Source organism: Mycobacterium sp. (assembly GCF_046091765.1).
Lineage (GTDB): Bacteria > Actinomycetota > Actinomycetes > Mycobacteriales > Mycobacteriaceae > Mycobacterium.
The window spans coordinates 1-21621 of the sequence record NZ_JBJTCF010000118.1 but is presented as its reverse complement, the minus strand read 5'-3'; the positions used below and the strand labels follow the sequence as shown (position 1 = coordinate 21621).

The window sequence follows — 21621 nt, the reverse complement described above, 5'->3', positions numbered from 1 at the left end:
AACGCGAACGTGGGTTCAGTCGTCCCAGTTCGGGTCGGTGTGCAACTCGACGTTGATCCACAGCAGCCGGCCCGGCTCGGAAAGCTCGGTTTGCAGCTGTCGGTGTACCTGGTCGGCATGGTCCACCGTCCAGCCCTCGTCCTCACCGACCAGGAAGTCGAGGTCGAGATAAATCTTGCGGCCCAGCTTGCCCATCCGCGCCGTGGGTTCCGGCAGGCCGAAGTCGGCGTGGACCTTGGCGATCGCGGCGTTGATCGGGCCGGCGACCTCGGCGTCGGGGATGCCCTCGAGCAGCTCGCGGAACGACAGGCGCAGCATGCGCACCGGTGCGGGCAGGATCAGTGCGGCCGCGACGAGCACGAGCAGGGGATCGGCCTAGGGGGCCGCTCCCGCCCACCGGGTCCTGGTCAGCGCGACCGCGATGCCGAACCCGATCGTCATCGCCGCGCCGAGGACCACCGCGGCCCGCCACTGGATCGCCTCGGCGGCCACCAGTTCGGAGTCGTGCTGCGCGCGCACCATCACCACGTAGGCGAGGGTGCAGGCGACCAGGGACAGGATTCCGTAGGCCAGGGCGGGGCCCAACTCCGTCTGCGACCCGCCGCGCAGCAGCACGCCGACCGCGTCGACGGCGGCGTAGCCGAAGGTGCCGAGCAGCACCAGCGCCTGGACCGCGACGACCAGGGGTGCCAGGGCTTCCAGGCCGAACGGGTAGGTGGGCGTGGGACCCCGCTCGACGAGGTCGGCGGCTCGCAGGCTCAGCCATGCCAGCACGAAGCCGATCACCGAGTACAGGCCGTCGAAGAGGATGACCTGGGAGGACACCACCAGCCCCCACACGATCCCGACGACGGCCAGGACGAGCGCCCCCACGACCGAGAGTCTCAGCGCCGCCGCCTCCCGGCGTGCCGGATCGGTGCGGGTCCGCCGGGGCGCATCGTCGGGGGACATGCCGGCAGTCATGCGCCGATCCAACCACGCGGGTTCACAGCGGGCGGAACGGAACCCGGGCGCCCCGGACGACCCGGGCCACGATGCGGCCCAGACGCCACATCCCCGCATAGGTGATCGGGTTGAACAGGGTGGGCCATGTGGTGCGCACACGGTGGGCGTCGAGGGGCGCACCGGCGAATCTGTCGGTGAGCCAGCGCAGTGTCATCGGTGCGGACATCGGATGTAACAGCATGTGCTCGCTGAACGCGTCGCGATGGTAGGTCACCCGCGCGCCGCCGGCGGTGTAGCGCTGGGCGAGGTCGTCGATGTCGCCCACCGCGATCACCGAATCGTGGACGGCCTGCACGATCAGCACCGGGTGCGACGGCACGGCGCCGCCCAGCCGGATGGCGTCGAACACCTCGCGGACCTCGGCCATCTGCAACACCTCCTCCAAGGGGGGGTGCACCAGGTGGTCCATGTCGGTCTTGCGCAGCCGCAGGATCGCCTCGGCGGTCGTCATCCGCTGCAGACGTCGCAGCAGCGCTCGTCCCTCGTCGGTGGCGTGCTCGTCGATCACCCGCTGCAAACCCGGGTAGGCGTCGGCCAGAGCCGACACCACCAGCGCCGGCAGTGCCGACATGGAGGTGCCGTTGAGCCGGCGGAAGGTGTTGCCCAGGTCACCGACCGGCGAGCCGAGTACCGCGCCGACCACGTTGAGTTCGGGGGCGTAGTCGGCGTGCACCTCCGCCGCCCAGGCGCTGGCCAGTCCGCCGCCGGAGTAGCCCCACAGCCCCACCCGGCTGTCCGCCGCCAGACCCAGCGGTTCGAACCCCAGGGTGGCGCGCACACCGTCGAGGACGCGGTAGCCCGGCTCGTGCGGCGTGCCCCACCTGCCGTCCGGGCCCTCGTGGTCGGGCACGGTGACCACCCAGCCCTCGGCCAGCGCGGCGGCGATGAGCAGATACTCCAGCTGGGCCAGTGCCCCGGCCGCCCGGGCCCGCCGGCGCAGCGCATAGGAGGGGAAGCAGCGCGAGGACACCGCGTCGATCGCGCACTGATAGGACACCACGTGGCGGGTCTGCCGGGGCGTATGGCCGGCCGGGACGAGCACGGTGGTGACCGTGACGTGCGGCTGCCCGTGCCGGTCGGTGGTGCGGTAGAGCAACTGCACGGCCCGGACCCGCTGCGGGATCAGCCCGAGAAAGCCCAGCTGGACGTCGCGCGATCGCAGCACCGTGCCCGCCGCGGCGTGGTGGAAACCGGCCGGTGGACGGTAGAACGGATCCCGGGCGGGCAGCTCGGGCCGGCCCCGGTCGAGTTCCTCATGCGGGGCCCGGCCGATCCATTCCGGACGGACCGCCTCGTGCGCGCTCGTCATAACCTGTGCATTGTGCCTTAAGAAAGGTCTAAGAATCCACTCGCGGCATCAGCCGGGTGGGCGCAGTGCCGCGAACTCGTCGGTGATCCGCAGCCGCGACTCGGTGAACCGGTACAGCGCCGCCGGGCGCCCGCCGCTGCGGCCGGGGTGCACCGTGGTCCCGGTGCGGGTGATCACCCCGCGTCGCGCGAGGACCCGCTGCAGGTTGGTGGCATCGACCTGGTAGCCCAGCGCCGCGCCATAGATGTCGCGCAGCGCCGACAGTGCGAATTCCCTGGGGGCCAGCGCAAACCCGATATTGGTGTAGGACAGCTTGGCGGCCAGCCGGGAGCGCGCGTAGTCGACCATCGGCCCGTGGTCGAAGGCCATCGGCGGCAGCTGGGCCACCGGATGCCAGCGGGTGTCCGGGGGCAGCGCGGGCGTCGCGGGGGAGGGCACCAGACCCAGGAAGGTCGAGGCGATGACCCGCGCGCCGGGCACCCGGGCCGGCTCGGAGAACACCGCGAGTTGTTCGAGGTGGGCGATCTCGCGCAGGTCCACCTTCTCGGCGAGCTGGCGACGGACCGAGCTGATGAGGTCCTCGGCGTCGCGCAGCCGGCCGCCCGGCAGCGACCATTTGCCCCGCTCGGGATCCAGGGCGCGCTGCCATAACAGCACGTTCAGACTGGGTTTGCCGACCGCCAGATCGCGGACTTGGAATACCACCGCCAGCACCTCGTGTTGGGTGCTAGTATGAGTCATGTTTTCGATTGTAAGTCGAAAACCTCCCCGCAGCGGGAGGCGGTGGTGAACACCGTGGCCGGCGACGGCACGGCGGCGGTCTTGGCCGCCCGCATCACCGACGGTCCGGCGGGCTACGGCGGGGTCGCCGCCGACGCCGCGTGGGCCGCCGAGGTTCGCCGGCTGGCCCGGCTGCGCAACGCCACCATCCTGGCGCACAACTACCAGGTCCCGGCCATCCAGGACGTCGCCGACCATGTCGGCGACTCGCTGGCACTGTCGCGCATCGCGGCCGAGGCGCCCGAGGACACCATCGTGTTCTGCGGTGTCCACTTCATGGCGGAGACCGCCAAGATCCTCTCTCCCGACAAGACGGTGCTGATTCCCGACCAGCGGGCCGGCTGTTCGCTGGCGGATTCGATCACCGCCGAGGATCTGGCCGCCTGGCGCGACGAGCACCCCGACGCGGTCGTGGTGTCCTACGTCAACACCACCGCCGCGGTCAAGGCGCTGACCGACATCTGCTGCACCTCCTCCAACGCCGTCGAAGTGGTCCAGTCCATCCCGGCCGACCGCGAGGTGTTGTTCTGCCCGGATCAGTTCCTCGGTGCGCACGTGCGGCGGATGACTGGGCGGACGAACCTGCACGTCTGGGCCGGCGAGTGTCACGTCCACGCCGGCATCAACGGCGATGAACTGACCGCCCAGGCCCGCAGCCACCCCGAAGCCGAGCTCTACGTCCACCCCGAATGCGGCTGCGCCACGTCGGCTCTCTACCTGGCCGGTGAGGGGGCGTTTCCGGCGGAGCGGGTGAAGATCCTGTCCACCGGCGGCATGCTCGACGCCGCGCGGACCTCGAACGCCACGCAGGTGCTGGTCGCCACCGAGGTCGGCATGCTCTACCAGTTGCGCAAGGCCGCCCCGGGCGTGGACTTCCAGGCGGTCAACGATCGGGCGTCATGCAAGTACATGAAGATGATCACGCCGGCGGCGCTGCTGCGCTGTCTGGTCGACGGCGCCGACGAGGTCGACGTCGACCCGGACACGGCACGGCGCGCCCGTGCGAGCGTGGCGCGGATGATCGAGATCGGCCAGCCGGGGAGTGGGGAATGAACTGGCAGCAGCGCGCCGACGTGGTGGTGGTCGGAACCGGAGTCGCCGGGCTGGCGGCCGGATTGGCCGCGCACCGAAGCGGTGCCCACACCGTGATCCTGAGCAAGGCCCCGGAGACCGCGACCTTCTACGCCCAGGGCGGGATCGCCGTGGTGCTGCCGTTCACCGACGACACCATCGACTCCCACGTCGCCGACACCCTGGCCGCCGGTGCGGGCTTGTGCGATCCCGACGCGGTGCGCTCGATCGTCGCCGACGGATTCAAGGCCGTCTCCGACCTGATCGCCGCCGGGGCCCGCTTCGACGAGAGCGCTCCCGGCCAGTGGGCGCTGACCCGCGAAGGCGGCCACTCGCGGCGTCGCATCATGCACGCCGGGGGGGATGCCACCGGCGCGGAGGTGCAGCGCGCACTCGACCACGCCGCGGACACCCTGGACATCCGCCGCAACCATGTCGCGCTGCAGATCCTGCACGACGACTCGGCGGTCACCGGGGTCCTGGTCCGCAACGCCGACGGCCTCGGCGTGATCCACGCGTCCTCGGTGATCCTGGCCACCGGCGGACTGGGGCATCTCTACAGTGCGACGACCAATCCGGAGGGCTCCACCGGCGACGGCATCGCGCTGGCCCTGTGGGCCGGCGTCGGTGTCACCGACATCGAGTTCATCCAGTTCCACCCGACCATGCTGTTCGACCCGCGGGGCACGGGCCGCCGTCCGCTGATCACCGAAGCGCTGCGCGGGGAGGGTGCGGTGCTGCGTGACGCCCGCGGTGAATCAGTCACCGCCGGGGTGCACCCGCTCGGCGACCTGGCACCGCGCGACGTGGTGGCCGCGGCGATCGATGCCCGGATGCGGGCCACCGGCGACGCCTGCGTCTACCTCGACGCCCGATCCGTGCAGCGATTGGCGCAGCGCTTCCCGACGGTGACGGCCGCCTGCCGTGCCGCTGGTGTCGACCCGACCCGCCAGCCCATCCCGGTGGTCCCGGGTGCCCACTACAGTTGCGGCGGGGTGGGCACCGACGTGTTCGGCCGAACCTCGCTGCCGGGTCTGTTGGCCGCCGGGGAGGTGGCCCGAACCGGTATGCACGGCGCCAACCGGCTGGCCTCCAACAGTCTTCTGGAAGGACTGGTGGTCGGCGCACGTGCCGGGCGTGCGGCCGCCGGGCACGCCCGCACAGCCGGATCGCCGACAGCCAAAGCCGATGCCGCCCAGCATGATTCGCTGGCCCGGCCGGAGCTCCAGCAGGCGATGTCGCGATGGGCGTCGGTGGTCCGCGACGGCGGATTGCACGACCTCGCTGCCGTGCTGCACGACGCCCCGGTACGGCAGATCCGCTCCCGGGCCGACTTCGAGGACGTCGCCCTGACGGCGACCGCGCGTGTCGTCTGCGCCGCAGCGTTGGCCCGCACCGAGAGCCGCGGCTGCCACCACCGCGGTGACTATCCCGACACCGACCCGGCCCAGGCCGTCAGCCGCACCGTTCACGAGCAGCCGGCTGCGACCGCGCCACTGCTGTGACGCTCACCGCCGACGAGCGGGCCGAGGCGTTGGCGGCCATTCGCCGCGGTCTCGAGGAGGACCTGCGCTATGGCCCCGACGTCACCACGATCGCCACGGTGCCGGCCGGGTCGGTCGCCGACGCGGCACTGGTCGCGCGGGAAGCCGGGGTCGCCGCCGGGGTGGACATCGCCCTGATGGTCTTCGACGAGGTGCTCGGGCCGGACAACTATCGCGTGCTCGAGCAGGTCCGCGACGGCACCCGGCTCCAACCCGGGCAGGCGCTGCTGCGGCTGCAGGCCGACACCCGCGGCTTGCTCACCGCCGAGCGCACCGTGCTCAACCTGGTCTGTCACCTCTCCGGTATCGCCACGGCGACCGCGGCGTGGGTGGATGCCGTCGAGGGCACCGCGACAAAGATCCGGGACACCCGCAAGACCCTGCCCGGGCTGCGGGCGATGCAGAAGTACGCGGTGCGGATCGGCGGCGGGGTGAATCACCGGATGGGTCTCGGGGACGCCGCGCTGATCAAGGACAACCACGTCGCGGCGGCCGGTTCGGTGGTGGCGGCGCTGCGCGCGGTGCGCGCGGCCGCACCCGAGCTGCCGTGCGAGGTCGAGGTCGACACCCTCGAGCAACTCGACGAGGTGCTCGGCGAGGACGTGCAACTGATCCTGCTGGACAACTTCCCGGTGTGGCAGACCCAGATCGCCGTGCAGCGCCGCGACGCCCGCGCACCGGAGGTCAAGCTGGAATCCTCCGGAGGGCTGAGCCTGGAAACCGCGGCGCAGTACGCCGGAACCGGCGTGGACTACCTGGCGGTCGGGGCGCTGACCCACTCGGTGCGGGTGCTCGACGTCGGCTTGGATCTGTGACGCCCGCCCTGTCGGGACGGTAGCGTCAGCAGCCGCACACGCTTCGGCCCACCACCAACGACAGGCCCCGCGCATGACAGACGCCGACGCCCAACCCCGGGCCCAGTACCTGTCTTCCCAGTACGTCATCGAGGAGTTGTCCCGCGACGGCATCCGCCGCATCCGGGACACGACGGTGCCGCAGATCATGGTGCTCTCGGTGATGGCGGGCGGCTTCATCACGATGGGTGCGCTGTTCTCGGTGCTGCTGTCCGAGCAGGTGCAGAGCCAGGGCCCGCGGTATCTGCTGCAGGGACTCGGCTTCTCGGCCGGGTTCTTCTTCGTGATCCTGTCCGGGGCCATTCTGTTCACCGAGGCCAACGTGGTGTTGCCCTCGACTCTGCTGCTGCAGCACCCCAGGGTGTTCGCGCGGCGGCTGGTGCTGTTCTGGGTGCTGGCCCTGGTCGGGAACTTCATCGGGGCGGTGCTCACCAGCTGGCTGATCTGCCGCGCCCAGGTCTACCCGCCGGAGATGCACGACACCCTGGCGGCGTTCGTCGCGAAGAAGATGTACTACCACTCGGTGGGCACGACCGGAGCCTGGTTCCAGGCGATGCTGTCCGGTGTGCTGGCCAACTGGATGGTGGGCATGGCGGCCTTCTTCGCCACCATGGCGCGAACGATCATCAGCAAGTACATCTCGGTGTTCTTGGCCGTGACGCTGTTCTGCGCGGCCAACTTCCAGCACAGCGTGGCCAACATGGCCTACTTCGGACTGCTCTCGGCCCAGGGTGACGGTCCGGGCTGGCGGGTGGCCCTGGAGTGGAACGTCATCCCGGTCGGTATCGGCAACATGATCGGCGGCGCGTTCCTGGTCGCGCTGCCCTTCGGGTACGCCTTTCATGCCGCCCACCGCGGCGCTGCCGAGGGCCAGATCCCGCCGGGCTAGCCGGTCCGCCCGCCCTCAGGTGGAGGTGGTGGCATCGGCGACGAACACGCCGATGCCGCGCCGCGCCGCCATCCGCGCCATCCACGGCAGCGAAGGGTCCCCGGTGCCCGCCGGAACGATCCTGGGATTGACCAGATGCACGAAGCGGCCGCGCAGCAGCACATCGGCCTCGCCGGCGGCCAGCACGTTCTTCACCCAGTTGGTCTTGCCGTGGGCCAGCATGATCGCCGCGGTGTCGCCCCTGCGGTAGACCGACACCGCGGTCTGGTAGGTCCGGCCCGATGTGCGCCCGCGGTGGCGGATGACGGTGATCCCGGGCACGAAGCGGGCGATCGGCACGGCCACCGGGTTGATGTATCTGAGCTGGAAGTTTTCCAGCCAGACCGGAAACCGCATCGGGACGCCGGGGGCGTTATTGGGGTGATCCTGAGTCCGCACAGGACCATCTTGCCCGGTCACGACACAGGCGACGGGGAAACGATTTTCCATCGGATACGCCCATCGGCGACAATTGGGCTGATGAGCCACTTCGCCATGACCCGGACCGACCTGCGCGGCCGGACCCTGACCGCCGCGCAGCTGCGTGTTGCGCTGCCCCGGGGCGGGGTCGATGTGGACGCCGTGGTGCCCGATGTCCGCCCGATCGTCGAGGATGTGGCCGGCCGGGGCGCGATTGCTGCCCTGGAGTACGGCGCCCGGTTCGACGGGGTTCGACCGGACACCGTCCGGGTTCCCCCGGCGCACGCCCGAACAGCGCTGGACCGGCTGGGCCCCGACGTCCGCGCCGCCCTGGAGGTGGCCATCGACCGCACCCGCGCGGTACACGCCGAGCAGCGCCGCACCGACACCACCACCCTGGTCGGCTCCGGGGCGGCGGTGACGCAGCGCTGGGTGCCGGTGGAGCGGGTCGGCCTCTACGTCCCCGGCGGCACCGCGGTGTACCCGTCGAGCGTGGTGATGAACGTCGTGCCGGCCCAGGCCGCCGGGGTGGATTCGCTGGTGGTGGCCAGTCCGCCGCAGGCCGACTTCGGCGGGCTGCCGCACCCGACCATCCTGGCCGCGGCCGCGCTGCTGGGAGTCGACGAGGTGTGGGCGGTCGGGGGAGCGCAGGCGGTGGCATTGCTGGCCTTCGGCGGAACCGACACCGACGGTGCCGAACTGGACCCGGTCGACATGATCACCGGTCCGGGAAACATCTATGTCACCGCGGCCAAGCGGATCTGCCGCTCCCGCGTAGGCATCGATTCCGAGGCGGGTCCCACCGAGATCGCCATCCTGGCCGACCACACCGCCGACCCGGTGCACGTTGCCGCCGATCTGATCAGCCAGGCCGAGCATGACGTGCTGGCGGCCAGCGTGCTGGTCACCGACAGCGTCGAACTGGCCGAGGCCACCGACGCCGAACTCAGCGCGCAGCTGCAGACCACCGTGCACCGCGAGCGGGTCACCGCGGCGCTGACCGGTCCGCAGTCGGGCATCGTGCTGGTCGACGACATCGACGAGGGAATCCGGGTGGTCAACGCCTACGCCGCCGAGCATCTGGAGATTCAGACCGCCGACGCGGCGGACGTCGCGTCCCGGATCCGTTCGGCCGGAGCGATTTTCGTCGGCCCATGGTCGCCGGTCAGCCTTGGGGACTACTGCGCCGGCTCCAATCACGTGCTGCCCACCGCCGGCTGCGCTCGGCATTCCGGCGGTTTGTCGGTGCAGACCTTCCTGCGCGGAATCCACGTCGTGGACTACACCGAGGCGGCGCTCAAGGATGTCTCCGGGCATGTCATCACCCTGGCCAACGCCGAGGACCTGCCCGCGCACGGCGAGGCGGTACGGCGGAGGTTCGAGCGGTGAGCGCCGGGGACGGCGTGCGCCTCGGCGACCTGCCGCTGCGGGAGGAACTGCGCGGCAAGTCGCCCTACGGAGCGCCGCAACTCGATGTCGGGGTGCGGCTGAACACCAACGAGAATCCGCACCCGCCCAGCGCCGCCCTCGTCGACGACGTGGCTGAGTCGGTGCGCGAGGCGGCCGGGCGGTTGCACCGCTACCCCGATCGCGACGCCGTCGCACTGCGCAGCGATCTGGCCGCCTACGTCACCGCCCGAACCGGGGTCGAGGTGGGCGTCGAGAACATCTGGGCGGCGAACGGATCCAACGAGATCCTGCAGCAACTGCTGCAGGCGTTCGGCGGCCCGGGGCGCAGCGCGATGGGTTTCGTGCCGTCCTACTCGATGCACCCTTTGATCGCCGAGGGCACCCAGACCGGGTGGATCGAGGTGGCCCGCGGATCCGACTTCACCCTCGACACCGACGCGGCGATCGGGGCGATCCGCGCGCAGCAGCCCGACGTCGTCTTCGTCACCAGCCCGAACAATCCGACCGGGCAGAGCGTGCCGCCGGCAGACCTGCGCCGGCTGCTCGATGCCATGACCTGTGGGGTGATGATCGTCGATGAGGCCTACGGGGAGTTCTGCGATCGTCCGAGTGCGCTCACGCTGCTGGCCGACTACCCGGCACGGTTGATCGTCACCCGCACCATGAGCAAGGCGTTCGCCTTCGCCGGCGGCCGCCTCGGCTATCTGGTGGCGACACCGGCGGTCATCGAGGCGGTGCTGCTGGTGCGGCTGCCCTATCACCTGTCGGTCATCACGCAGGCCGCGGCCCGCGCCGCACTGCGGCACTGCGCGGAGACGCTGGCCTCGGTCGCGGCTCTGGTGGCCGAACGCGAGCGGGTCAGCGCCGCGTTGCGGGATCTGGGTTTCCGGGTGATCCCCAGCGACGCCAATTTCGTGTTGTTCGGGACCTTCGGCGGCGCGGCCGAGGCGTGGCAGCGCTACCTCGACGACGGCGTGCTGATCCGCGACGTCGGCATCCCCGGCCACCTGCGTGTCACCATCGGGTTGGCGGAGGAGAACGACGCCTTCCTGGCCGTCAGCCGCACGCTGGCCGCCACCGAGTTGGCCCAGCCCCTAGGAGCACCATGACCGACACCTCCGTCCGCCGCGCCCGCTACGCCCGGATCGAACGCACGACCAAGGAATCCGACATCGTGGTCGAACTCGACCTCGATGGCACCGGCCAGGTCGAGATCCAGACCGGTGTGCCGTTCTTCGACCACATGCTCACCGCACTGGGCAGCCACGCCGGTTTCGACCTGTCGGTGATCGCCCGCGGCGATCTGGAGATCGAGGCGCATCACACCGTGGAGGACACCGCGATCGTGCTGGGCGCCGCGCTCGCCGAGGCACTCGGCGACAAGAAGGGGATCCGGCGATTCGGCGACGCCTACATCCCGATGGACGAGACGCTGGCCCACGCCGCCGTCGACGTGTCCGGGCGGCCGTACTTCGTGCACACCGGAGAACCCGCGTACCTGGAGGAGTTCACCATCGGCGGCACCGGAGCGCCATATCACACCGTGATCAACCGCCACGTCTTCGAGTCGCTGGCCGCCAACGCGCGCATCGCGCTGCACGTGCGGGTCATCTACGGCCGCGACCCGCACCACATCACCGAGGCGCAGTACAAGGCGGTGGCCCGGGCCCTGCGGCAGGCTGTCGAACCCGACCCGCGGGTGGTCGGGATTCCCTCCACCAAAGGTGTTCTGTGACAGCACGCGTCGTCGTGCTCGACTACGGCTCGGGAAACCTCCGCTCCGCCCAGCGCGCACTGCAACGTGTCGGTGCCGAGGTCGCGGTGAGCGCCGACCGGTCGGCTGCGCTGGCCGCCGACGGGCTGGTGGTCCCCGGTGTCGGGGCGTTCGAGGCCTGCATGGCCGGGTTGCGGGGTATCGGCGGCGACCAGATCATCGCCGAGCGGATCGCCGCGGGCCGGGCGGTGCTCGGGGTGTGCGTCGGCATGCAGATCCTCTTCGCCCGCGGTGTGGAGTTCGGCGTGCAAAGCCGCGGGTGCGGGCAGTGGCCGGGTTCGGTCACCCGCCTGGATGCCCCGGTGGTCCCGCACATGGGCTGGAACGTGGTCGACGCCGCCGCGGGCAGCCGATTGTTCAAGGGGATCGATCCCGGCACCCGGTTCTACTTCGTGCACTCCTACGCCGCCCAGCGCTGGGAGGGCGATCCCGGGGCGCTGCTGACCTGGGCCGTCCACCTCGACCGTTTCCTCGCGGCGGTCGAGGACGGCGCGCTGTCGGCGACTCAGTTTCATCCGGAGAAGAGCGGTGATGCCGGCGCGGAACTGCTCGCCAACTGGGTCGGGGGCCTGTGAGCCCCGGCTCGCCGGCGGTGCCGCTGATCCTGCTGCCCGCCGTGGACGTGGTCGACGGTCGTGCCGTGCGGCTGGTGCAGGGCAAGGCCGGCAGTGAGACGGGCTACGGCTCGGCCCTCGACGCCGCGCTGACCTGGCAGCGGGACGGCGCCGAGTGGATTCACCTCGTCGATCTCGACGCCGCCTTCGGGCGGGGGAGCAACCACCAGCTGCTCGCCCAGATCGTCGATGCGGTCACGGTGAACGTGGAACTCTCCGGCGGCATCCGCGACGACGAGTCGCTGCGGGCCGCGTTGGCCACCGGCTGCGCCCGGGTCAACATCGGCACCGCCGCTCTGGAGAACCCGCAGTGGTGCGCCCGGGCGATCGGCGCGCACGGCGAACGGGTGGCGGTCGGGCTCGACGTGCAGATCGTCGACGGCGAGCACCGCCTGCGCGGCCGCGGCTGGGAGACCGACGGCGGAGACCTCTGGCAGGTTCTGGAACGGCTCGACAGCGAGGGCTGTTCGCGATTCGTCGTGACCGACGTGACCAAGGACGGCACCCTGACGGGTCCGAACCTCGACCTGCTCGAGGGCGTGGCCGAATGCACCGACGCTCCGGTGATCGCCTCCGGTGGGGTTTCCAGCCTGGATGATCTGCGGGCCATCGCCACCCTCACCGGCAGCGGGGTGGAGGGGGCCATTGTCGGCAAGGCCCTCTACGCCGGTCGCTTCACCCTCCCCGAGGCGCTTGCGGCGGTGCGCCGTTAACGTGCGCGATCCCGCTGAACTGGTCGCGCAGGCGGCGAAGATCCTCGACCGGGCGGCCGAGGCGTTCGTCGCCGGTCACCGGGCCGGTTCGGCAGTCGCCAAGCGCGGCAACGACTTCGCCACTGAGATCGACCTGGCGATCGAACGGCAGGTGGTCGGCGAACTGGAAGCCGCCACCGGCATCGGCGTGCACGGCGAGGAATTCGGTGGTGCCGACCTGACCGAGCCGCTGGTGTGGGTCCTCGACCCCATCGACGGCACCTTCAACTATGCGGCCGGATCGCCCATGGCGGCCATTCTGCTCGGCCTGCTGCGTGACGGTGAACCCGTGGCGGGGTTGACGTGGCTGCCTTTCGTCGGCCAGCGCTACACCGCCGCGATCGGTGGCCCGATGTGGTGCAACGGTGTCGCGCAGCCGTCGCTTCAGCGCGCCGAACTGGCGCAGTCGGTGGTCGGCGTCGGCACCTTCAACGCGGGATGGGGCGGACGGTTCCCCGGCCGCTACCGGCTGGCGGTGTTCGAGGCCCTCAGCCGGGTCTGCGCGAAGATACGGATGCACGGCGCGACCGGTATCGACCTCGCCTACGTGTCCGCCGGGATACTCGGTGCGGCAATCAGTTTCGGCCACCACGTCTGGGATCACGCCGCCGGGGTCGCTCTGGTGCGAACGGCCGGGGGTATCGTCACCGACCTCACCGGCGAGCCCTGGACGCTGACCTCGCGCTCGGCGCTCGCCGCCGCGCCGGGTGTGCACCGGCAGGTACTGGAGATCCTGTCCGAGTTGGATCAGCCGGAGCAGTACCGGTGACGGGTACGCCCGCGCAACTGGCGGTGCGCATCATCCCCTGTCTGGACGTGGACGCCGGCCGGGTGGTGAAGGGCGTCAACTTCGCCAACCTGCGCGACGCCGGCGATCCGGTGGAACTGGCCGCGGCCTACGACGCGGCGGGTGCCGACGAACTGTGCTTTCTGGACGTCACCGCGTCGTCCTCGGGCCGTGCCACCATGCTCGACGTGGTCCGGCGCACCGCCGAGCAGGTGTTCATCCCGCTGACCGTCGGCGGCGGCGTGCGGTCGGTCGCGGATGTCGACGCGCTGTTGCGCGCCGGTGCGGACAAGGTCTCGGTCAACACCGCGGCGATCGAACGCCCGGAGCTGCTCGCCGAACTGGCCCGCCAGTTCGGGTCCCAGTGCATCGTGCTCTCCGTCGACGCCCGCACGGTGCCCCCTGCTGGCGAGCCCACCCGGTCGGGCTGGGAAGTCACCACCCACGGCGGGCGGCGGGGCACCGGGATCGACGCCGTCGCGTGGGCGGCGCGCGGGGCGGAGCTCGGTGTCGGAGAGATTCTGCTCAACTCGATGGACGCCGACGGGACAAAAGCCGGGTTCGACCTGCCGATGTTGCGGGCCGTACGGGCGGCTGTCGGGGTGCCGGTGATCGCCAGCGGCGGGGCCGGCGCCGCGGAGCACTTCGCACCGGCGGTGCGCGCCGGCGCCGATGCGGTCCTGGCGGCCAGCGTCTTCCACTTCGGGGAGCTGACCATCGGCGAGGTGAAAGCCGCGATGGCCGCGGCGGGCATTACCGTCAGATGATGCTCGACCCGACGATCGCCGCGCGTCTCAAGCGCAACCCCGACGGCCTGGTCGCCGCGGTGGCCCAGGAGCGCGGCAGCGGCCGGGTGCTGATGGTGGCCTGGATGGACGACGAGGCCCTGGCACGCACGCTGGCCACCCGGCAGGCGACCTACTATTCACGCTCGCGCGGCGAGTACTGGGTCAAGGGCCAGACCTCCGGGCACACCCAGTACGTGCACGCGGTCCGCTTGGACTGCGACGGCGACACGATCCTGCTCGACGTCGACCAGACCGGTCCGGCCTGCCACACCGGGGCGCAGACCTGTTTCGACGCCGACCTGCTGCTCGGGCCCGAAGCGGGGCACTAGCGTCCCCGCAGCACCTCCAGCGCCTTGTCGGCGTGGGTGTCCATGTTGAGCTCGCTGGCGATGACGTCGAGCACCGTGCGGTCGGTGTCGACGACGAAGGTGGTGCGCTTGACCGGCATGAACTTGCCGAGAAGCCCGCGCTTGACGCCGAAGATCTCGGCCACCTTCCCGTCGGAGTCACTGAGCAACGGGTAGTCGAAGCGCTGGGAGTCGGCGAACTTCGCCTGCTTGGCCACCGGGTCGGTGCTGATCCCGACCCGGGCGGCGCCGACCGCGGCGAAATCCGGTGCCAGATCGCGAAAGTGACAGGCCTCCTTGGTGCAGCCCGGGGTCATTGCCGCCGGGTAGAAGAACAGCACGATCGGGCCGTCGGCGAGCAGACCGGCCAGCGAGCGCATCGTGCCAGTCTGATCGGGGAGTTCGAAGTCGGGGACGCGGTCGCCAGGTTTCATGGGTGCAACGCTACGCCGGTCGGCCCGCCCCGGTCTGGGAGCTGGTCTGGGATTTGGTCTGGGAGTTGGTCTGGGAGTTGGTCTGGGATTTGGTCTGGGATTTGGTCTGGGAAGATGTACCCCGTGCAATCCACCGCGACCACCAGCCGGGAGCAGTTCCGCGCCCTGGCTGCCGAGCACCGCGTGGTTCCGGTGACCCGCAAAGTGCTCGCCGACAGCGAGACCCCGCTGTCGGCCTATCGCAAGCTGGCCGGCAACCGTCCCGGCACCTTCCTGCTGGAGTCGGCGGAAAACGGGCGGTCGTGGTCGCGCTGGTCGTTCATCGGCGCGGGTGCCCCCACAGCGCTGACGGTTCGGGACGGGCGCGCGGTGTGGCTGGGCCCGGTGCCCAGCGGCGCACCGACCGAGGGCGACCCGCTGGACGTGCTGCACGCCACGCTGCACCTGCTGTCGGCCGGTCCGCTGCCGGGGGACATGCCGCCGCTGTCGGGCGGCATGGTGGGTTTCTTCGCCTACGACTTCGTGCGCCGACTGGAGCGGCTGCCCGCCCTGGCGGACGACGACCTCGGACTGCCGGATCTGCTGCTGCTGCTGGCCACCGACCTCGCCGCGGTCGACCACCACGAGGGCACCATCACCCTGATCGCCAACGCGGTGCATTGGGCGGGCTGCGAGGAGCACATCGATCTGGCCTACGACGACGCCGTCGGGCGCCTGGACACCATGACGGCTGCGCTGGGGCAGCCGCTGGGGTCGACCGTCGCGACGTTCGACCGGCCCGAGCCGCACTTCCGGCCGCAGCGCACACCCGAGGAGTACGGGGCAGTGGTCGAGCGTCTGGTCAAGGAGATCGAGGCGGGCGAAGCCTTCCAGGTCGTCCCGTCGCAGCGGTTCGCGATGGAGACCGACGCCGATCCGATCGACGTCTACCGCATGCTGCGGGTCTCCAACCCCAGTCCCTACATGTATCTGCTGCAGATTCCGGACGGCGCCGGCGCAACGGCGTTTTCGATCGTCGGATCCAGTCCGGAGGCGCTGGTCACCGTCCACGATGGGTGGGCGACCACACACCCCATCGCGGGCACCCGGTGGCGCGGTCACACCGAGGAGGAGGACCAGCTTCTGGAGAAGGAGCTGTTGTCCGACGAGAAGGAACTCGCCGAACACCTGATGCTCGTCGATCTGGGGCGCAACGATCTGGGTCGGGTCTGCGCGCCGGGAACGGTTCGGGTCGAGGACTACAGCCACATCGAGCGCTACAGCCACGTCATGCACCTGGTGTCCACCGTGACCGGGCAGCTGACCGAGGGGCGCAGCGCGCTGGACGCGGTCACCGCCTGCTTCCCGGCGGGCACGCTGTCCGGAGCGCCGAAGGTGCGGGCGATGGAGCTCATCGAGGAGGTGGAGATCACCCGTCGCGGTCTCTACGGCGGCGTGGTCGGCTACCTCGACTTCGCCGGCAACGCGGACTTCGCCATCGCCATTCGCACCGCGCTGATGCGTGCGGGCAGCGCCTACGTCCAAGCCGGCGGCGGGGTCGTGGCCGACTCCAACGGGCCATACGAGTACACCGAGGCGGTGAACAAGGCCAGGGCCGTGCTCAACGCCATCGCGGCGGCCGAAACCCTGGCGGCGCCGTGATCCGGGTGGCGCAGCTGCTGCTGGTCGTCTCGGCGGGTGGGCTGTGGGTGGCGTCACGACTTCCGTGGGTGTCGGTGCGTTCCGCCGACGGACTGGGTCAGCCGAAGACATCGATGGTCAGCGGGGCCCAGTGGTCCAACGCCCTGCTTCCGCTGGCCGTGCTGCTGCTGGCGACCGCGGTTGCGGCACTGGCGGTCCGGGGCTGGCCGTTGCGGGGGGTTGCCGCGCTGACCGCGCTGGCCTGCCTGGTGATGGGGTATCTGGGAATCAGCCTGTTCGTCGTGCCCGACGTCGGGCCGCGCGGCGCCGATCTGGCCGCGGTGCCGGTGGTCACGCTGGTCGGTGCCGAGCGCCACATCGGCGGTGCCGTGCTCACCCTGATCGCCGCGGTCTGTGTGCTGGCGGCCGCGGTGTTGCTGATGCGCGCCGCAGTGTCGGGCGCGAGCGCTCCGGCCCGGTACGCCGCGCCGGGAGCGGCGGGGGACAGCGAGGTCGGGGCGGTATCCGAGCGCGGTATCTGGGACGCGCTGGACGAGGGCCGTGACCCGACCCTCTAACCAGGGTCGGTGACGGGCTCCGCCCGCAGGGCGGCTACCCTTTCACCCACACCGGCGATTGTCAGACACCGCAGAGGGGATCCGGCTGTCATGAGTTCGGCAACCGTGCTCGACTCCATTCTCGAAGGAGTCCGTGCCGACGTCGCCGCTCGCGAAGCTCGGGTGAGCATGGCCGAGGTCAAGGCCGCCGCCGAGGCCGCCCCTCCCGCGCGTGACGTGATGGCGGTCCTGCGCGAACCCGGCATCGGGGTGATCGCCGAAGTCAAGCGGGCCAGCCCCTCTCGCGGGCAGCTCGCGCCGATCTCCGATCCGGCCACGCTCGCCAAGGCGTATCAGGGCGGCGGCGCGCGGGTGATCAGCGTGCTGACCGAGGAGCGACGGTTCCAGGGTTCGCTCGACGATCTCGATGCGGTGCGCCGCGCCGTCGCGATACCGATCCTGCGCAAAGACTTCATCGTGCGGCCCTATCAGATCCACGAAGCCCGCGCGCACGGTGCCGACATGCTGCTGCTCATCGTCGCCGCGCTCGATCAGCCGGCGCTGGTGTCGATGCTCGAGCGCACGGAGTCGCTGGGCATGACGGCTCTGGTCGAGGTGCACACCGAGGAAGAGGCCGACCGAGCCCTGCAGGCCGGCGCGAAAGTGATCGGCGTCAACGCGCGCGATCTCAAGACCCTCTCCATCGATCGCGATTGCTTCGGGCGGATCGCGCCGGGTCTGCCCTCCGAGGTGATCCGGGTCGCCGAGTCCGGGGTGCGCGGTCCCGCCGACCTGCTCGCCTACGCCGGCGCCGGCGCGGACGCCGTGCTCGTCGGGGAGGGTCTGGTCACCAGCGACGACCCGCGCGGTGCCGTCGCCGATCTGGTCACCGCCGGCGCGCACCCGTCGTGTCCGAAGCCGGCACGCTGAGTTCTCCGAGCGCAGACATGCCCGACACCCGCTCTGCCAGCGTCCCCAGCCTGCCCCGCGCCAGTGCGGCGCTGGCCGATCCGACGAGCCACGACCCGGACGCTCGCGGCCACTTCGGGGTCTTCGGCGGCCGGTACGTGCCCGAGGCGCTGATGGCGGTCATCGAGGAGGTCACCGCCGCCTACGAGAAGGCGCGCACCGACCAGACCTTCCTCGACGAGCTCGACCGGTTGCAGACGTACTACGCCGGCCGCCCCTCGCCGTTGTACGAGGCCGCGCGGCTGAGCGATCACGTCGGGGGCGCACGGATCTTCCTCAAGCGCGAAGATCTCAACCACACCGGGTCGCACAAGATCAACAACGTCCTCGGCCAGGCACTGCTCGCCCGCCAGATGGGTAAGACCAGGGTCATCGCCGAGACCGGTGCGGGTCAGCACGGAGTCGCCACCGCGACCGCCTGCGCCCTACTGGGCCTGGAGTGCATCATCTACATGGGTGAGATCGACACCGCCCGACAGGCGCTGAACGTGGCGCGGATGCGGTTACTGGGCGCCCGGGTGGTTGCGGTGCAATCGGGATCAAAGACCCTCAAAGACGCCATCAACGAGGCGTTCCGCGACTGGGTGACCAATGCCGAGCGCACCTACTACTGCTTCGGCACGGCGGCCGGTCCGCATCCCTTCCCGATGATGGTCCGCGACTTCCAGCGCGTCATCGGACTGGAAGCGCGCGCCCAGATTCTCGAGCAGGCCGGTCGGCTGCCCGACGCGGTGACCGCCTGTGTGGGTGGCGGATCGAACGCGATCGGAATCTTCCACGCCTTCATCGACGACCCCGGGGTGCGCCTGGTCGGATTCGAGGCGGCCGGCGAGGGGGTCGAGACCGGCCGGCACGCGGCAACCTTCTCCGGCGGTTCTCCTGGAGCGTTCCAGGGCTCATACTCCTACCTCCTGCAGAACGAAGACGGGCAGACCATCGAATCCCACTCGATCTCAGCCGGATTGGACTACCCGGGCGTTGGGCCCGAGCACGCCTTCCTCAAGGAACTGGGCCGAACCGAGTACCGGCCGATCACCGACAGCCAGGCGATGGAGGCCTTCCGGACGCTCAGCCAACTGGAGGGAATCATCCCGGCCATCGAAACCGCACATGCGGTGGCAGGCACCATGGATCTCGCCGCCGAACTCGGCCCGGATTCGCTGCTGATGATCAATCTGTCCGGCCGTGGCGACAAGGACGTCGAGACGGCAGCGCGGTGGTTCGGACTGTTCGACGGGGCGGGACCGAACGCCTCATGACCGTCGCCCACAGTCCGCCCGGCCGGCTGGGCCCGCTGTTCGAGACCTGCCGCGCGCAGGGGCGCGCCGCGCTGATCGGCTACCTGCCGACCGGCTATCCCGACGTCGAGACCTCGATCGCGGCCATGGTCGCGATGAGCGGCGACTGCGACATCATCGAGGTAGGCGTGCCCTACTCCGATCCCGGCATGGATGGCCCGGTGATTGCCAGTGCGACCGAGGCCGCGCTGCAGGCGGGGGTGCGGGTTCGCGACACACTGCACGCCGTCGAGAAGATCAGTGCCGCCGGCGGCAATGCCGTGGTGATGACGTACTGGAACCCGATTCTGCATTACGGAGTCGACGCGTTCGCGCGGGATCTGGCCGCGGCCGGCGGGCTGGGGATGATCACACCCGACTTGATTCCCGATGAGGCCGGTGACTGGCTGGCGGCGGCCGAGAGTCACGACCTCGACCGGATCTTCCTGGTGGCCCCCTCATCGACGCCGGAACGACTGGCGCGCACGGTCAACGCGTCGCGGGGGTTCGTCTACGCGGCCTCCACGATGGGCGTGACGGGTCAGCGCGACGAGGTGTCGCAGGCCGCACCGGATCTGGTGCGCCGGGTCCGGGCAATCTCCGACATCCCTGTCGGGGTGGGCCTTGGCGTGCGCTCGCGGGAGCAGGCTGCGGAGATCGCGGACTATGCCGACGGCGTGATCGTCGGATCGGCCCTCGTGTCGGCGCTGTCGACCGGCCTGACCGCGGTGCACGACCTCACCGAGGCGCTGGCTGAGGGCGTCCGGGAGAAGGTCGGGACGGCGTGACCACAACGCTGCTGGCTGCCTTCCCGAGCCCACCGCAGGGTGTTTGGTACCTCGGCCCCGTCCCGATCAGGGCGTATGCGCTGTGCATCATCGTCGGCATCATCGTCGCCCTGGTGATCGGCGACCGCCGGTGGGAGGCGCGCGGCGGGGAGCGCGGCGTCGTCTACGACATCGCCCTGTGGGCGGTGCCTTTCGGGCTGATCGGCGGGCGGCTCTATCACCTGATGACCGACTGGAAAACCTACTTCGGTGACGGAGGTGCGGGCCTCGGCGCCGCGCTGCGGATCTGGGAGGGCGGTCTGGGTATCTGGGGCGCGGTCGCCTTCGGCGGCGTGGGCGCGTGGATCGCGTGCCGCCGCAGGGGGATTCCGCTGCCGGCTTTCGGTGACGCCATCGCGCCGGGAATCGTGCTCGCGCAGGCGATCGGGCGGCTGGGCAACTATTTCAATCAGGAGCTTTACGGCCGGGAAACCTCGCTGCCGTGGGGGATGGAGGTGTTCTACCGCCGCGACGCCTCGGGCATGGTGGACGTCCATTCCCTGGACGGGGTCTCCACGGGCCAGGTCGCCGCAGTCGTCCACCCGACTTTCCTCTACGAGATGCTGTGGAACATCCTGGTCTTCGTCCTGCTGCTCTACGTCGACCGCAGGTACCGGATCGGGCACGGCCGGCTTTTCGCCCTCTACGTCGCGTCCTACTGCGTCGGGAGGTTCTGGGTCGAGCTGCTGCGCGACGACACCGCGACCCAGATCGCCGGGATCCGGATCAACGTCTTCACCGCCACCTTCGTCTTCATCGGCGCGGTGGTGTACCTGGTGTTGGCGCCGAAGGGCCGGGAGGATCCAGCCACCCTGCGCGGTGAGCACGCCACGACCGAGGACGAGGAGACCCGGGAGGGCCGGGCCGAGGAACTCGCGGAGGAACTGGCCGAGGAGTTGGTGGGTGCGGCCAAGGGCAGCGGCATCCTCGCCGCGGTCATGGTGGCCGGCGAGCACGAAGCCGAGGATGCCGCCGCCGTCGGTGACTCCGACACCCCGGGTGACCAGATCGACGATCAGATCGATGACCAGATCGACGATCAGATCGACGATCAGATCGACGTCGAGCTCGATGACGTGGACGCCGCGAACCTCGCCGAAGCGGCCGAATTCCAGGCCGCCGACACCCAGGCCGCAGCGACCGAGGTGCTGGAGCCGGTCGGCGAGGTCGAGGCGGAGGCTGAGCCGGAAGCCGAGGTCGAGCCGGAGCCCGAGCTGGAAGCCGAGGTCGAGCCGGAGCCGGAAGCCGAGGTCGAGCCGGAGCCGGAAGCCGAGGCTGAGCCGGAGCCGGAAGCCGAGGCTGAGCCGGAGTCGGAAGCAGAACCCGAGCCCGTGTCCCGGGCACCGAAACTGGGCGCGAGCATCAGGCGGCTGCTGTGGGGCGTCAACGCGCGCAGCGGCGACTGAGTGACCGCTATACTTGGCTTCTTGCAGGGAGGAGCAGACCCATGACGCCCGAGACCATCCTCAAGATTCCGCCGCGCGTGCTGACCCAGGCGCAGCGCGAGCACTACTTCCGCGAAGGCTACGTGCTCCTCGAGCGCATCATCGGCGA

General features: G+C 70.5%; 24 protein-coding genes. 18 read left to right on the top strand and 6 right to left on the bottom strand.

Annotation, left to right across the window (positions count from 1 at the left end):
* Positions 1–15: 15 nt before the first annotated feature.
* The 4 genes from ACKOB8_RS13705 to ACKOB8_RS13690 are packed head-to-tail and all read right to left on the bottom strand — an operon-like array spanning position 16 to position 3055.
* Positions 16–360, bottom strand: a complete 345-nt coding sequence (locus ACKOB8_RS13705) for a hypothetical protein (RefSeq protein WP_526378153.1) — start codon at positions 358–360, stop codon at positions 16–18.
* Between the two features lie 15 nt (positions 361–375).
* Positions 376–963: a cation efflux transmembrane domain-containing protein gene (locus ACKOB8_RS13700; protein ID WP_526378151.1), complete on the bottom strand. Its 588-nt coding sequence runs from the start codon at positions 961–963 to the stop codon at positions 376–378.
* Between the two features lie 22 nt (positions 964–985).
* Positions 986–2314: a lipase family protein gene (locus tag ACKOB8_RS13695; protein ID WP_526378149.1), complete on the bottom strand. Its 1329-nt coding sequence runs from the start codon at positions 2312–2314 to the stop codon at positions 986–988.
* A gap of 48 nt (positions 2315–2362) precedes the next feature.
* Complete coding sequence (locus ACKOB8_RS13690; protein WP_526378147.1) at positions 2363–3055, bottom strand: NUDIX domain-containing protein; 693 nt, start codon at positions 3053–3055, stop codon at positions 2363–2365.
* Between ACKOB8_RS13690 and nadA the strand changes: the two genes are divergently transcribed.
* The 4 genes from nadA to ACKOB8_RS13670 all read left to right on the top strand — a co-directional run bounded on the left by nadA (position 3047) and on the right by ACKOB8_RS13670 (position 7452).
* Positions 3047–4147 carry a quinolinate synthase NadA gene (gene nadA / locus ACKOB8_RS13685; RefSeq protein WP_526378145.1) on the top strand — a complete coding sequence of 367 codons (1101 nt, stop codon included), beginning with the start codon at positions 3047–3049 and terminating at the stop codon, positions 4145–4147. The two genes, ACKOB8_RS13690 and nadA, sit on opposite strands and share 9 nt — an antisense overlap.
* Positions 4144–5670: an L-aspartate oxidase gene (locus ACKOB8_RS13680; protein WP_526378143.1), complete on the top strand. Its 1527-nt coding sequence runs from the start codon at positions 4144–4146 to the stop codon at positions 5668–5670. Before nadA ends, ACKOB8_RS13680 begins: the two co-directional genes overlap by 4 nt.
* Positions 5667–6524 (top strand): carboxylating nicotinate-nucleotide diphosphorylase, encoded by an 858-nt coding sequence (gene nadC / locus ACKOB8_RS13675; protein WP_526378141.1) that lies wholly within the window; start codon positions 5667–5669, stop codon positions 6522–6524. The genes ACKOB8_RS13680 and nadC overlap by 4 nt, the downstream gene beginning before the upstream one ends.
* 73 nt (positions 6525–6597) lie before the next feature.
* On the top strand, positions 6598–7452 hold the full coding sequence (locus ACKOB8_RS13670; protein ID WP_526378139.1) for a formate/nitrite transporter family protein: 855 nt from the start codon (positions 6598–6600) through the stop codon (positions 7450–7452).
* Positions 7453–7467: 15 nt separating this feature from the next.
* On the opposite strand, the gene ACKOB8_RS13665 is transcribed toward ACKOB8_RS13670, so the two are convergent.
* Positions 7468–7890, bottom strand: a complete 423-nt coding sequence (locus ACKOB8_RS13665; RefSeq protein ID WP_526378136.1) for a nitroreductase family deazaflavin-dependent oxidoreductase — start codon at positions 7888–7890, stop codon at positions 7468–7470.
* Positions 7891–7971: 81 nt separating this feature from the next.
* On the opposite strand from ACKOB8_RS13665, the gene hisD reads away from it, so the two are divergent.
* From hisD to hisI, 8 genes are read left to right on the top strand one after another with little or no spacing between them, the layout of a single operon-like run.
* Positions 7972–9300 carry a histidinol dehydrogenase gene (gene hisD, locus ACKOB8_RS13660; protein WP_526378134.1) on the top strand — a complete coding sequence of 443 codons (1329 nt, stop codon included), beginning with the start codon at positions 7972–7974 and terminating at the stop codon, positions 9298–9300.
* Positions 9297–10430 (top strand): histidinol-phosphate transaminase, encoded by a 1134-nt coding sequence (locus ACKOB8_RS13655; RefSeq protein ID WP_526378132.1) that lies wholly within the window; start codon positions 9297–9299, stop codon positions 10428–10430. Before hisD ends, ACKOB8_RS13655 begins: the two co-directional genes overlap by 4 nt.
* A complete protein-coding gene (hisB, locus tag ACKOB8_RS13650) occupies positions 10427–11056 on the top strand; it encodes an imidazoleglycerol-phosphate dehydratase HisB (RefSeq protein WP_526378130.1) in 630 nt (209 codons plus the stop codon). The genes ACKOB8_RS13655 and hisB overlap by 4 nt, the downstream gene beginning before the upstream one ends.
* Positions 11053–11670: an imidazole glycerol phosphate synthase subunit HisH gene (hisH, locus tag ACKOB8_RS13645; protein WP_526378128.1), complete on the top strand. Its 618-nt coding sequence runs from the start codon at positions 11053–11055 to the stop codon at positions 11668–11670. The genes hisB and hisH overlap by 4 nt, the downstream gene beginning before the upstream one ends.
* A gap of 17 nt (positions 11671–11687) precedes the next feature.
* Positions 11688–12422, top strand: a complete 735-nt coding sequence (gene priA, locus ACKOB8_RS13640; RefSeq protein WP_526378185.1) for a bifunctional 1-(5-phosphoribosyl)-5-((5-phosphoribosylamino)methylideneamino)imidazole-4-carboxamide isomerase/phosphoribosylanthranilate isomerase PriA — start codon at positions 11688–11690, stop codon at positions 12420–12422.
* Between the two features lies 1 nt (position 12423).
* Positions 12424–13230 carry an inositol monophosphatase family protein gene (locus ACKOB8_RS13635; protein ID WP_526378126.1) on the top strand — a complete coding sequence of 269 codons (807 nt, stop codon included), beginning with the start codon at positions 12424–12426 and terminating at the stop codon, positions 13228–13230.
* Positions 13227–14015, top strand: coding sequence for an imidazole glycerol phosphate synthase subunit HisF (gene hisF, locus ACKOB8_RS13630; RefSeq protein WP_526378124.1), 789 nt, complete (start codon positions 13227–13229; stop codon positions 14013–14015). The genes ACKOB8_RS13635 and hisF overlap by 4 nt, the downstream gene beginning before the upstream one ends.
* Positions 14012–14365: a phosphoribosyl-AMP cyclohydrolase gene (hisI, locus tag ACKOB8_RS13625; protein WP_526378122.1), complete on the top strand. Its 354-nt coding sequence runs from the start codon at positions 14012–14014 to the stop codon at positions 14363–14365. Before hisF ends, hisI begins: the two co-directional genes overlap by 4 nt.
* Here hisI and ACKOB8_RS13620 read toward each other — a convergent pair.
* A complete protein-coding gene (locus ACKOB8_RS13620; RefSeq protein ID WP_526378120.1) occupies positions 14362–14817 on the bottom strand; it encodes a peroxiredoxin in 456 nt (151 codons plus the stop codon). The genes hisI and ACKOB8_RS13620 overlap by 4 nt on opposite strands.
* 123 nt (positions 14818–14940) lie before the next feature.
* Here ACKOB8_RS13620 and ACKOB8_RS13615 point away from each other — a divergent pair, with 123 nt between their 5' ends.
* The 6 genes from ACKOB8_RS13615 to ACKOB8_RS13590 all read left to right on the top strand — a co-directional run bounded on the left by ACKOB8_RS13615 (position 14941) and on the right by ACKOB8_RS13590 (position 21473).
* Positions 14941–16458, top strand: a complete 1518-nt coding sequence (locus ACKOB8_RS13615; protein WP_526378118.1) for an anthranilate synthase component I — start codon at positions 14941–14943, stop codon at positions 16456–16458.
* The gene (locus tag ACKOB8_RS13610; protein WP_526378116.1) at positions 16455–17015 is read left to right on the top strand and encodes a TIGR02234 family membrane protein; all 561 of its coding nucleotides are present in this window, start codon (positions 16455–16457) and stop codon (positions 17013–17015) included. The genes ACKOB8_RS13615 and ACKOB8_RS13610 overlap by 4 nt, the downstream gene beginning before the upstream one ends.
* Positions 17016–17105: 90 nt before the next feature.
* Positions 17106–17924: an indole-3-glycerol phosphate synthase TrpC gene (gene trpC / locus ACKOB8_RS13605; protein WP_526378114.1), complete on the top strand. Its 819-nt coding sequence runs from the start codon at positions 17106–17108 to the stop codon at positions 17922–17924.
* A gap of 17 nt (positions 17925–17941) precedes the next feature.
* Complete coding sequence (trpB, locus tag ACKOB8_RS13600) at positions 17942–19222, top strand: tryptophan synthase subunit beta (RefSeq protein WP_526378112.1); 1281 nt, start codon at positions 17942–17944, stop codon at positions 19220–19222.
* Complete coding sequence (gene trpA, locus ACKOB8_RS13595; protein ID WP_526378110.1) at positions 19219–20028, top strand: tryptophan synthase subunit alpha; 810 nt, start codon at positions 19219–19221, stop codon at positions 20026–20028. The genes trpB and trpA overlap by 4 nt, the downstream gene beginning before the upstream one ends.
* Positions 20025–21473, top strand: coding sequence for a prolipoprotein diacylglyceryl transferase (locus tag ACKOB8_RS13590; RefSeq protein WP_526378108.1), 1449 nt, complete (start codon positions 20025–20027; stop codon positions 21471–21473). The genes trpA and ACKOB8_RS13590 overlap by 4 nt, the downstream gene beginning before the upstream one ends.
* Positions 21474–21621 lie beyond the last annotated feature (148 nt).